Source organism: Nocardioides sp. PD653-B2, from assembly GCF_002117935.1.
Lineage (GTDB): Bacteria > Actinomycetota > Actinomycetes > Propionibacteriales > Nocardioidaceae > Nocardioides.
Map to the genome: position 1 here is coordinate 34,443 of NZ_BDJE01000051.1, position 11,979 is coordinate 46,421.

The window sequence follows — 11,979 nt, forward strand, 5'->3', positions numbered from 1 at the left end:
GGCGCCACCGTAAGACTGCAAAGATTCATTTGCAAACACTTCTCTGTCGTCACCTCGACCCGGTACGGTCCCCGCGTGCTCCCGACCCGCCGCGTTGTCCTGACCGTCTCCGCCGCAGCGCTCGGGGTGTCGCTGCTGGTGCCGTCGGCCGGCTCGGCGCACGCTCCCGATCGGGCGCAGGCGCACGCGCCGAAGGTCCGCACCGCCGACCAGGTGCTGACCGACATGACGCTGGCGCAGCGGGTCGGCCAGCTCTTCATGGTCGGCACGCCGGCCGACGAGGTGGACCGCGCGACGAAGCGACAGATCAGTCGCTTCCACGTCGGCAACGTGATCCTCACCGGCCGCAGCTACGACGGCGTCGAGAAGCCGGCCCGGGTCTCCCGGGCGATGCGGTCGCAGGTGTCCGCCGCCTCGACGGACGGCGTGGGTCTCCTCGTCGCGACCGACCAGGAGGGTGGGCAGGTGCAGGTGCTGCAGGGCCCGGGCTTCGCCGCGATGCCGTCCGCCCTCGAGCAGGGCACCTGGGCGCCGGCCCGGCTGCGCGCCGCCGCGAAGACCTGGGCCCGCCAGCTGCGCAAGGCGGGGGTCGACCTCGACCTCGCGCCGGTCCTCGACACGGTGCCGGGCCGGAAGGCCGCCAAGCACAACCCGCCGATCGGCAGGTACCACCGCGAGTTCGGCTACACGCCGCGCGTCGTGACCCGGCACGGCCTCGCGTTCCTGCGCGGGATGACGGACGGCGGCGTCGTCCCCACGGTCAAGCACTTCCCCGGCCTGGGCCGGGTCAACGCCAACACCGACACGAAGGCCGGCGTCACCGACCGGGTCACCACCCGCCACGACGCCTACCTGAAGCCGTTCCGGGCGGCCGTCGAGGCCGGGGCGCCGTTCGTGATGATGTCGACGGCGTACTACGCCCGCCTCGACGCCGACCGGCCGGCCGCCTTCTCGCCGTTCGTGGTCGACACCATGCTCCGCGGCGACCTCGGCTTCCAGGGTGTTGTGGTCTCCGACGACCTGGCCCGCGCGGCCCAGGTCGCCCGGTTCACGCCCGCGGGCCGGGCGCTGCGCTTCATCGGCGCCGGCGGCGACATCGTCCTGACCGTCGACCCCGACCCGGTCCCCGCGATGTACGCCGCGGTGCTCGCCCGGGCGCGCCACGACGAGGCCTTCCGGGCGAAGGTGGACGCCGCCGCGCTGCGGGTCCTCACGGCCAAGCAGCACCGCCACCTGCTCTGATCGCCGGGGCACGCGGTGGGGGCGCTGACCCGTCGCTTCGGCACGCGGTGGGGGCGCTCACCCGTCGCTTCGGCACGTGGTGGGGGCGCTCACCCGTCGCTTCGGCACGCCGAGGGGCCGGAACATGTCGGGGGCTCGCGACGGGTCGGCGTTCCGGGACGGTGCACTCGCGACGGGTCGGCGTTCCGGGACGGTGCACTCGCGACGGGTCGGCGTTCCGGGACGGTGCACTCGCGACGGGTCAGCGCTTCGGGTGGGCCGGTATCCGGTCCGGTTACGTGCCGGCAACGAAACCGGGCAGGCTGTGCCGCATGTCGGTCAAGGTCGCGCTCGAACACCGGACGACGTACGAGTACTCCGAGCCGGTCGAGCTCGGACCCCACGTCGTCCGGCTACGGCCCGCGCCGCACTGCCGGACCCCGATCGAGGCCTACTCCTTCGACGTCACGCCGAAGAACCACTTCCTCAACTGGCAGCAGGACCCGTTCGGCAACTGGCTGGCCCGCATCGTCTTCCCGGAGAAGGCGACGAAGCTCGAGATCACGGTCGGCGTGGTCGCCGACCTGATGGTGATCAACCCCCTCGACTTCTTCGTCGAGGAGTACGCCGAGACGTTCCCCTTCACCTACGCCCCGGCGCTGGCCGCCGACCTCGCGCCGTACCTGCGCCCGGTCGACGGCAGCGACGGTGCCGAGGCCTGGCGCGAGGCGCGGCCCGAGCTCCCGGACGAGGGCATGCCGACGGTGCTGTTCCTGGCCGGCCTCAACGCCGCGGTCAACCGCGACGTCGCCTACTCCGTGCGGATGGAGGCCGGTGTCCAGTCGCCCGACGAGACCCTGCAGCTCGCGATCGGCTCCTGCCGCGACAGCGCCTGGCTGCTGGTCAGCCTGCTGCGTCAGTACGGCCTGGCCGCCCGGTTCGTCTCCGGCTACCTCGTCCAGCTCGCCCCCGACCAGGACAGCATGATCGGCCTGGACGGCCCGACCGGGACCGCCGTCGACTTCACCGACCTGCACGCGTGGGCGGAGGTGTTCGTCCCCGGCGCCGGCTGGATCGGCCTGGACCCGACGTCGGCGCTCTTCGCCGGTGAGGGCCACATCCCGCTCTCCGCCACGCCGCACCCGAGCGCGGCCGCGCCGATCGAGGGCGGCGTCACCGGCGCGGCCGACACGGCCTTCTCCTTCCACAACGAGGTCCGTCGGATCCACGAGGACCCACGGGTCACCCAGCCGTACACCGAGGACCAGTGGGCGCGCATCGACGCGCTCGGCGAGGCCGTCGACGAGCGGCTGCGGGCCGGCGACGTGCGCCTGACCATGGGCGGCGAGCCGACCTTCGTCTCGCGCGACGACGCGACCACCGCGCAGTGGAGCACCGAGGCCGACGGCCCGGAGAAGCGGGCGCTCGCCAACCAGCTCGCCGGGCGGCTCCAGGAGATCTACGCCGCGGGCGGCGTCGTGCACCGCGGCCAGGGCAAGTGGTACCCCGGGGAGCCGCTGCCGCGCTGGAACATCGCGCTCCAGTGGCGCACCGACGGCGTCTCGCTGTGGGAGGACCCGAGCCTCTTCGCCGACCCGTGGGACGGCGAGCCCGACCCGGATGCCCCGGCTCGCGCCGAGGCGCTCGCGCGCCGGGTGACCGAGACCCTCGGCCTGCCGGGCGACCACCTGCTCGCGGCGTACGACGACCCGCTCGCGGCGCTGGCCGCCGACCTGCGCCGTCCGCAGGGAGAGCCCCTGCAGGGCGACCCGGACGGGCTCGACCGGGACGCCCTCGACGTCCTCGACGGCCGGGAGTCGCCCGTCGGCTGGGTGCTGCCGATCGTCACCGGCGAGGACGGGTGGACCAGCCCCGCGTGGCGCTTCCGCCGCGGCCGCCTGGTGCTCACGCCCGGCACGTCGCCGGTCGGCCTGCGCCTGCCGCTCGACGCGGTCGCGTGGGAGGACCCGGAGTTCACCGGCGAGCCGTCCTACCTCGAGGCGGGCCCGCCGCTGCACCCGATCGTCCCGCCGGTGCGGGTCGCCGACGCCGAGGGCGCCCCGACCACCGCGCTGACGTTCGAGGCGCGCGACGGTCACGTCTTCGTCTTCCTGCCGCCGACCGAGCGGCTCGAGGACTACGCCGACCTGCTCCGCCTCGTCGAGGTGACCGTCCGCCGCGTCGGCGGCCCGGTCGTGCTCGAGGGCTACGGCCCGCCGCCGGACCCGCGGCTGACCCAGCTCGTGGTCACGCCCGACCCCGGCGTCATCGAGGTCAACGTCCAGCCGACGGCCAGCTGGGCGGAGCAGCGCGAGCTCACCACGACGTTGTACGACGCCGCGCGGCACAGCGCGCTGACCACGGAGAAGTTCGACCTCGACGGGCTGCACACCGGAACCGGCGGCGGCAACCACCTCACCCTCGGTGGCACCCAGCCGGCCGACTCCCCGTTGCTGCGCCGGCCGGACCTGCTGGTCAGCCTGATCACCTACTGGCAGCGGCACCCGGCGCTGTCGTACCTCTTCTCCGGCCGCTTCATCGGCCCGACCAGCCAGGCGCCGCGCTTCGACGAGGGCCGCCCGGAGGCGGTCTACGAGATGGAGATCGCGTTCGCCGAGATCGCCCGGCTGACCGCGGAGCAGGCCAGCGGCGGGGGTGAGCCGCGACCGTGGCTGGTCGACCGCGCGCTGCGGCACCTGCTCACCGACCTGACCGGCAACACGCACCGGGCCGAGTTCTGCGTCGACAAGCTCTACAGCCCGGACTCCTCGCGCGGCCGACTCGGCCTGCTCGAGCTGCGCGGCTTCGAGATGCCGCCGCACCCGCAGATGGCGCTGCTCCAGGCGCTGCTGGTGCGCAGCCTGGTCGCGATGTTCTGGGAGCGCCCGCTGACCGCGCCGCTGGTGCGGTGGGGCACCGCCCTGCACGAGGACTTCCTGCTGCCCCAGGGCGCGACCCGCGACCTGGCCGAGGTGACCGCCGACCTGCGCGCGGCCCAGATCCCCTTCGAGGACTCGTGGCTGGACCCCTTCACGGAGTTCCGCTTCCCGCGGATCGGGATGACGACGATCGGTGACGTCGAGCTGGAGCTCAGGCAGGCCATCGAGCCGTGGCACGTGCTCGGCGAGGAGACGACCGCCGGCGGCACCGCTCGCTACGTCGACTCCTCCGTCGAGCGGCTGCAGGTCCTCGTCCGCGGGATCGACCCGACGCGGCACCTCGTGACCTGTCAGGGTGTCCCCGTGCCGCTGACGTCGACGGGTGTGCCCGGCAGCTACTACGCCGGCGTCCGCTTCCGCGCCTGGCAGCCGTGGTCGGCGCTGCACCCGTCCATCGAGGTGCACGCGCCGCTCCACGTCGACGTCGTCGACGTCTCCGCCGAGGCATCGATGGGCGGCGCGACGTACCACGTCGTCCACCCGGGCGGCCGCTCCTACGACCACCCGCCGGTCAACGCCCACGAGGCGGAGTCGCGCCGGCGCAGCCGCTTCGAGCCGCGCGGCCACACCGCCGGCCGGATCGACGTCGGTGCCGTGCGCGAGGCCGGCCGCCGCGCCGCCAGCGAGGAGTACCCGCACACGCTCGACCTGCGCCGGGTCCCGGGCCGATGAATCACCCCACGCCGTTCTCGGCCTCCCCCGCTTCGCTCCTCCGTCCGACAACGCCGCGGGGACCCCGATGAGCGCACTGCGGGACTACGCGGTCGCGCTGTCCCAGCCGACGCTCGGCGACGAGGGCGAGCGCGGCCGCTACGACGAGGTCGTCGGTCCCGACGGCTCCCTCCGGGCGGCGTGGAAGGGCCTGGCCGAGGTCGCCGTCGGCATCACGGCCGGCGACCTGCACCGCGTCGACGGCGACATCGCGCGCTTCCTCGCCGACGACGGCGTCACCTATGCGCGGCCCGGCCAGGGCCAGGGTGCGTGGCGGCTCGACCCGGTGCCGCTGGTCATCGACGCCCCGTCGTGGACGCCGCTGGAGACCGGGCTCGCGCAGCGTGCCGAGCTGCTCAACGCGCTGCTCGTCGACCTGTACGGCGAGCAGCGGCTGCTCGCCGACGGCGTCATCCCGGCCGCGGTGGTCTTCGCGCACGCCGGCTTCACCCGGGTCGTCGCCCGTCCCGCCGCGATCGACCCGCGGCCCCTCGTGCTCGCGGCCACCGACCTGGGCCGGGACGCGACCGGCGAGTGGCGGGTGCTGGGCGACCGGGCCGAGGCGCCGTCCGGCATCGGCTACGCGATGGAGAACCGGCGGGTCATCTCGCGGGTGCTGCCCGAGCTCTACCGCGAGGCCGGCCTGCACCGGATGGAGCCGTACTTCTGGGCGCTGCGCTCCGCGCTGATCCAGTCCGCGCAGGGCGACCTGGCGGACCCGCGGGTGGTCGTGCTCTCGCCCGGCACGCACTCGGAGACGGCCTACGACCAGGCCTTCGTGGCCTCGGCGCTCGGCTTCCCGCTGGTCCAGGGCAGCGACCTGGTCGTCCGCGACGGCTGGGTCGACCTCAAGGTGCCCGGCGGCGCCGGCCGGCTCGAGCGCGTCGACGTGATCCTGCGCCGGGTCGACGCGGCCTGGAGCGACCCGCTCGAGCTGCGCGGCGACTCCCAGCTCGGCGTGGCCGGGCTGGTCGAGGCGGTGCGCCGCGGCCGGGTGCGGGTCGTCAACGGTCTCGGCGCCGGCGTCCTCGAGAACCCCGGCCTGCTGCCCTACCTGCCCGCCGCCTGCGAGGCGCTGCTCGGCGAGCCGCTCCGGCTGGCGTCCGTGCCGACCTGGTGGTGCGGCGAGCCCGACGGCCTCGGCCACGTGCTCGACCACCTCGACCGGCTCGCCGTACGCCCCATCGACGGGGCCGCCGACGCGCTCGACGGGCTGGGCGCCGACCGGCTCCGCGAGCGCCTGCTCGACGAGCCGCACCGCTACGTCGGGCAGGAGCGGCTGCCGCTCTCGCAGTCGCCGACCTGGACGCCGGCCGGCCCGGTGCCGCGCCCGCTGACGCTGCGCACCTTCACGCTGCGCTACGGCTCGGCGTACCGCCCGCTCGTCGGCGGCCTCGCCACCGTGCACGGCGCCGACGGCGGCCGCCCGGTCTGCGCCAAGGACGTGTGGGTGCTCAAGGCCGCGCCCGGCGACCCCGACCAGGGACTGTCCGGCGTGCTGCCGATGACGGCCGCGCGGTCGACGGCGGTGCTGGTGCCGCGCGTGCTCGAGGACATGTTCTGGTCCGGCCGCTACGCCGAGCGGGTCGAGGACCTGCTCCGCCTGGTGATCACCGCGCACGCGCTCGCCGACGACTACCGCACCCGCCCGCGCTCGACCGGCGGCGAGAGCCTGGCCGTGGTGATGGACGGCCTGCACCGCCTCGCCGGGCGGCAGCACGACGACCTCGACGAGGAGTTCCGATCGCTGCTGCTCGACGCCGGCCGGACCGGCTCGGTCGCCCACGGGCTGGCCGCGCTGCGCGACTCGCTGCTGGGTGTCCGCGACCAGCTCTCCCCCGACACCTGGCGTGCGTTCGGCGCCACGGACCGGGCCGCCGAGGCGCTCCGGTCGTCGCCCCACAGCCACCAGATCGCCGAGAGCGCGGGCCGGATGCTGACCGGCATCCTCTCGCTGCAGGGTGTCACCGCGAGCATGATCCGCGACCCCGGCTGGCACGTCCTGGGTGCCGGGCGCGCCCTGGAGCGGGCCGCGCAGGTCGCTCACCTGCTGCGCGCCACGACCACGGTCCGGCGCGGCATCGACGTCGACCGCGAGGTGCTCAACGCCGTGCTCGCGGCGACCGAGAGCGCGGTCACCCACCGTCGGCGCTACCGCGGCTACGTCCGCCCGGCCGGCGTGCTCGACCTCCTGCTGATGGACGCCGACAACCCGCGCTCGGTGCGGTTCTCGCTCGAGGCGACCCGCGACCACCTGACCCGCCTGCCGGGGTCGACCGGGTCGAGCCGGCCGGAGCGGCTGGTCGAGGACCTGCTCGCCGACCTCGACCGCACCGAGGTCGCCGCGCTGGTCACCATCGGCGGCGTGGGCCGACCCAACCTCGCGGCGTTCCTCGACGGCTTCGTGCTCCAGCTCGGCCGGCTGGCCGACGCGATGGCGCACGTCCACTTCGCGAGCGGGCCCGCTCCCCGGCAGCTGGGGCCGTCGTGAGGTACCGCGTCTCGCACACCACGACCTACTCCTACGACGACGACGTCACCGACAGCCTCGGCGTCGCCCACCTGGTGCCGCGCGAGCTGCCGTGGCAGGCCGTCTCGTCGTACGCCCTGCATGTCGACCCCGCGCCCGGCGACGTCTCGCACGACATCGACTTCTACGGCAACACCGCGACGTACTTCCAGGTGACCACCCCGCACCGCTCGCTCGTGGTGGAGGGCGTCAGCGAGGTGAGCGTCGAGGCGCCGTACGTCGACGCGGCGCTGGTGTACCGGCCGTGGGAGTACGCGCGCCCGCTGGTGCGGCCCGAGCAGCCCGGCGCGTGGCTGGCGACCGACTTCGCGCTGGCGTCCGCCCTCGTCGAGCACACCGACGAGGCGCGGGCGTACGGCGCCGGATCGCTCACCCGCGGGCGTCCTCTCGGCGAGGCCGTCACCGACCTCGTCCACCGCATCCACACGGAGTTCCGTTACGACGAGGCCGCCACGACGGTGACCTCCACGGTGCCGGAGATCTTCGCCGAGCGGGCCGGCGTCTGCCAGGACTTCGCCCACCTGACCCTGGCCTGCCTGCGCTCGCACGGCCTCGCCGCGCGCTACGTCAGCGGCTACCTCGCCACGGAGCCTCCGCCCGGCCGCGAGCGGGTGGTCGGCGCCGACGCGTCGCACGCCTGGGTCGCGGTGTGGGCCGGCGACGACCAGTGGCTCGCGGTCGACCCGACCAACGACCAGTGGGTCGGCGACCGCTACGTCACCGTGGCGTGGGGCCGCGACTACGGCGACGTACCGCCCGTGAAGGGCGTCATCTTCAGCGAGGCCAAGCGGTCCACGCTCCTGGTCTCCGTCGACGTGGATGCGCTGGGCGAGTCGGACGCCGGCGCGGTGGGTACGGCGGGCTCGTGAAGTCCTACCGCTGCCGGGTGTGCGACAACCCGCTCTACTTCGAGAACTCCGTCTGCGTCTCCTGCGGGACCGCGCTGGCGTTCTCCCGCTCCGAGGGCGCGATCGTGCCCGTCGACGAGACCGGGAGGTACGTCGACGCGGCCGGGCTGATCTGGCACATCTGCGTCAACCTCAACCTCTCGGGCTGCACCTGGCTGGCGTCGGTCGAGGGCGGCCGGTGCTTCTCCTGCCAGCTGACCCGCACCCGCCCGGCGGACGACGACCCGGTCGGTCTCGAGAACTACCCGGCCGCCGAGCAGGCGAAGCGGCACCTGATCCGCGAGCTCGACGTGCTCGGCTTCCCGGTCGTCGGCAAGGACACCGACCCGGACAACGGGCTGGCGTTCGACCTGCTCTCCAGCGTCGACGAGAACGTCGTGATCGGGCACGAGGACGGCCTGATCACCATCGACCTGGCCGAGAGCGACGCGGCGTACCGCGAGAAGGTCCGCGCCCAGCTCGCCGAGCCGTACCGCACGATGCTCGGCCACTTCCGCCACGAGGTCGGCCACTACTACGAGTGGCAGCTGGTGCGGGGCGACGAGCGCTTCGCGCGCTGCCGTGAGCTCTTCGGTGACGAGTCGAAGGACTACCAGGCCGAGATCGACCGGCACTACGCCGAGGGTCCGCCGGCCGGGTGGGAGGAGGCGTACATCTCGACGTACGCCACCATGCACCCGTTCGAGGACTTCGCCGAGACCTGGGCGCACTACCTGCACATCTGTGACACCGTCGAGACCGCTTCCGAGTTCGGCCTGACCTCGGTCGCGTCGGTGTCGGTCTTCTCCGACTTCCGCGACCTGGTCAACGGGGTGTGGGTGCCGCTCTCGATCGCGCTCAACATGGTCAACCGCTCGATGGGCAAGGAGGACCTCTACCCGTTCGTCATCCCGCCGCCGGTCCTCGACAAGCTCGCGTTCGTCGCGTCCCTCGCCGAGCCCTCGTGAGCAGCACCTGCTCGATCGACGACGTCGTTGAACCCTCATCTAGGCTGGCGGCATGAGCGACTCGGGTGAGGGCCAGGACACGTCGTACGTCGAGAAGGGGAAGGGCTTCGACCGGGACATGAACTACATTCCGGACCGGATCACCCAGGACGCCCGCACCCCCGAGCACGGCCCCGTCGGGGGTGAGCTGTGGCCGGTCGAGCCGGGCCGCTACCGGCTGGTCGCCGCGGCGGCCTGTCCGTGGGCGAACCGCGCGATCATCGTGCGCGAGCTGCTCGGCCTCGAGGACGTCATCTCGCTCGGTCTGGCCGGTCCGACGCACGACCAGCGCAGCTGGACCTTCGACCTCGACCCGGGTGGCGTCGACCCGGTGCTCGGCATCGAGCGGCTGCAGCAGGCCTACTTCGCGCGGTTCCCCGACTACCCGCGCGGGATCACCGTCCCGGCGATCGTCGAGGAGAGCAGCGGCAAGGTCGTCACCAACGACTTCCCGTGGATCACCCACGACCTCTTCTTCGAGTGGCGCGACTTCCACAAGGACGGCGCCCCGAACCTCTGGCCCGACGACCTCCGCGACGAGATGGAGGAGGTCATGGAGCGGGTCTTCACCGAGGTCAACAACGGCGTCTACCGCTGCGGCTTCGCCGGCTCGCAGGAGGCGTACGACGGTGCCTACGACCGGTTGTGGACCGCGATGGACTGGCTCGAGGAGCGGCTCACCGACCGCCGCTACCTGATGGGCGACGCGGTCACCGAGGCCGATGTCCGCCTCTTCACCACGCTGGTGCGCTTCGACGCCGTCTACCACGGCCACTTCAAGTGCAACCGCAACAAGCTGACCGAGATGCCGGCGCTGTGGGGCTACGCGCGCGACCTCTTCCAGACACCGGGCTTCGGCGACACGATCGACTTCGACCAGATCAAGAAGCACTACTACGTCGTCCACCGCGACATCAACCCGTCCGGCATCGTGCCGCAGGGCCCGGAGCCCGAGGTCTGGCTGACGCCGCACGGGCGGGAGCACCTCGGCTGACCCGGGACTTGCCATGATGACCGCATGGGTCACGACCACGATCACGCCACCGGCCGCGCGGAGGACCGCGCCCGGCTGAGGATCGTGCTCGCCGTGACGGCGGTCGTGATGGTCGTCGAGGTCGTCGGCGCGCTGCTGACCGGCTCGCTCGCGCTGCTCGCCGACGCGGGCCACATGCTGACCGACGCGGCGGCCGTGGTGCTGGCGCTCGGGGCGTCGTACGTCGCCTCGCGCGGCGGCGGCCCGCGCTCGACGTTCGGCCTGCACCGCCTGGAGATCCTCGCCGCGCTCGTCAACGCCGTCGTGCTGCTGGTGGTCTGCGGCTACCTCGCGTGGGCCGGCATCTCCCGGCTCGTCGATCCTGCCGAGGTCGACGCCGGACCGATGATCGCGTTCGCCGCCGTCGGGCTGATCGCCAACGCGGTCTCGCTGGCGGTCCTCCACCGCTCCGACACGGGCTCGCTGAACATGCGCGGCGCCTTCAACGAGGTCCTCGCCGACCTGCTCGGCTCGCTCCTCGCCGTGGCCGCCGGTGTCGTGATCCTGCTGGGGGGCTCACACCGCGCCGACTCGATCGCGTCCCTGCTCATCGCCGCGTTGATCCTGCCGCGGTCGATCGTCCTGATCCGGGACTCGGCGCTGGTGCTGCTCGAGGTCGCGCCGACCGGCCTCGACCTCGACGACGTGCGGCGGCACCTCCTCGAGATGCCCGGCGTCGTCGACGTCCACGACCTGCACGCCTGGACCATCACCAGCGGCATGTCCAGCCTCTCCGCGCATGTCACCGTCACCCAGGAGGCGCTCGACGAGGCGGGTGTCGGCGGCATCCTCGACCGGCTCTGCGCGTGCACCGCCGAGCACTTCGACCTGCGCCACTCGACCTTCCAGGTCGAGCCCGTCTCCCACCAGGACCACGAGGACCTCGGAGAGGTGCACTGAGCTGCGGGCTGCCCCGGTCGACCGAGTCTGCCGCGGCGGTCAGGCCAGCGAGAGGAAGAGCTTCTCCATCTTCTTCACGTCGACGCTGTCGAGGCCGTCGCCGTTCGTGAGGCACTGCTGGAGGCCGCTCGCGACGATGGCGAAGCCCGCCCGGTCCAGTGCCTTCGAGACCGCGGCCAGCTGGGTGACGACGTCCTCGCAGTCCTGCCCCGCCTCGAGCATGCGCAGGACGCCGTCCAGCTGGCCTCGAGCGCGCTTGATCCGGTTGATGACCGGGGTCATCTCGGTGGGGTCCAGCTCCATCAGTGCTCCTCGGTGAGAGCGGCCAGGGCCGCGGTCAGGCGCTGCCCGGCCTCGGCCGCGATCGGCGCCAGGTCGGGGACGATCTGCGTCATCACGGCCGGGTCGAACGCCTCGACGACACAGGTGTCCGCGCCCACGGATCGTACGACGACGTTGCACGGCAGCATCGCCGCGACCGACGGGTCGACCTGGAGCGCCGCGTGCGCCAGCGGCGGCCGGCAGGCGCCGAGGATGACCTGCGGGGGCACGTCGACGTCGAGCTTGGCCTTCAACGTGGCCGCGATGTCGATCTCGGTGAGGACGCCGAAGCCCTGCTCGGCCAGGGCGGCCCGGGTAGCCGCGACGGCGTCGTCGTAGGGCAGGGGCACGGTGGTGCTCAGGGTGTAGGTGGTCATCATCTCTCCGGATCGTCGGGTACCCCAGGGGGTATTTGGAAATCGTAACGGAT

At 73.2% G+C, this 11,979-nt stretch carries 9 protein-coding genes; 7 read left to right on the forward strand and 2 right to left on the reverse strand.

All coding sequences use genetic code 11. The features are described from left to right. Nucleotides 1-75 precede the first annotated feature (75 nt). From PD653B2_RS20930 to PD653B2_RS20960, 7 genes are all read left to right on the forward strand, one after another. Nucleotides 76-1,242 carry a glycoside hydrolase family 3 N-terminal domain-containing protein gene (locus tag PD653B2_RS20930; protein WP_207559469.1) on the forward strand — a complete coding sequence of 389 codons (1,167 nt, stop codon included), beginning with the start codon at nt 76-78 and terminating at the stop codon, nt 1,240-1,242. Between the two features lie 311 nt (nt 1,243-1,553). Next, entirely contained in the window at nt 1,554-4,832 is a 3,279-nt protein-coding gene (locus tag PD653B2_RS20935) for a DUF2126 domain-containing protein (RefSeq protein ID WP_085874350.1), read from the forward strand. Nucleotides 4,833-4,899: 67 nt separating this feature from the next. Then, nucleotides 4,900-7,362 (forward strand): circularly permuted type 2 ATP-grasp protein, encoded by a 2,463-nt coding sequence (locus PD653B2_RS20940; protein WP_085874351.1) that lies wholly within the window; start codon nt 4,900-4,902, stop codon nt 7,360-7,362. Then, nucleotides 7,359-8,270: a transglutaminase family protein gene (locus PD653B2_RS20945; protein WP_085874352.1), complete on the forward strand. Its 912-nt coding sequence runs from the start codon at nt 7,359-7,361 to the stop codon at nt 8,268-8,270. Before PD653B2_RS20940 ends, PD653B2_RS20945 begins: the two co-directional genes overlap by 4 nt. Further along, nucleotides 8,267-9,256 (forward strand): zinc-binding metallopeptidase family protein, encoded by a 990-nt coding sequence (locus tag PD653B2_RS20950; RefSeq protein ID WP_085874353.1) that lies wholly within the window; start codon nt 8,267-8,269, stop codon nt 9,254-9,256. The genes PD653B2_RS20945 and PD653B2_RS20950 overlap by 4 nt, the downstream gene beginning before the upstream one ends. Nucleotides 9,257-9,308: 52 nt before the next feature. Beyond that, entirely contained in the window at nt 9,309-10,289 is a 981-nt protein-coding gene (locus tag PD653B2_RS20955) for a glutathione S-transferase family protein (RefSeq protein WP_085874354.1), read from the forward strand. A 24-nt stretch (nt 10,290-10,313) separates the two neighbouring features. Further along, nucleotides 10,314-11,228, forward strand: a complete 915-nt coding sequence (locus PD653B2_RS20960) for a cation diffusion facilitator family transporter (RefSeq protein WP_085874355.1) — start codon at nt 10,314-10,316, stop codon at nt 11,226-11,228. Nucleotides 11,229-11,267: 39 nt separating this feature from the next. Here PD653B2_RS20960 and PD653B2_RS20965 read toward each other — a convergent pair whose 3' ends face one another. Together PD653B2_RS20965 and PD653B2_RS20970 are read right to left on the reverse strand one after the other, a co-directional pair. After that, a complete protein-coding gene (locus tag PD653B2_RS20965) occupies nt 11,268-11,531 on the reverse strand; it encodes a metal-sensitive transcriptional regulator (protein WP_085874356.1) in 264 nt (87 codons plus the stop codon). Continuing rightward, entirely contained in the window at nt 11,531-11,929 is a 399-nt protein-coding gene (locus tag PD653B2_RS20970; protein WP_242665384.1) for a DUF302 domain-containing protein, read from the reverse strand. The genes PD653B2_RS20965 and PD653B2_RS20970 overlap by 1 nt, the downstream gene beginning before the upstream one ends. Nucleotides 11,930-11,979: the final 50 nt, after the last annotated feature.

Coding starts and splice junctions, on each gene's coding strand:
- PD653B2_RS20970 (WP_242665384.1), bottom strand. CDS start 11,929: ATGATGACCACCTACACCCTGAGCACCACCGTGCCCCTGCCCTACGAC.
- PD653B2_RS20965 (WP_085874356.1), bottom strand. CDS start 11,531: ATGGAGCTGGACCCCACCGAGATGACCCCGGTCATCAACCGGATCAAG.
- PD653B2_RS20955 (WP_085874354.1), top strand. CDS start 9,309: ATGAGCGACTCGGGTGAGGGCCAGGACACGTCGTACGTCGAGAAGGGG.
- PD653B2_RS20935 (WP_085874350.1), top strand. CDS start 1,554: ATGTCGGTCAAGGTCGCGCTCGAACACCGGACGACGTACGAGTACTCC.
- PD653B2_RS20940 (WP_085874351.1), top strand. CDS start 4,900: ATGAGCGCACTGCGGGACTACGCGGTCGCGCTGTCCCAGCCGACGCTC.
- PD653B2_RS20960 (WP_085874355.1), top strand. CDS start 10,314: ATGGGTCACGACCACGATCACGCCACCGGCCGCGCGGAGGACCGCGCC.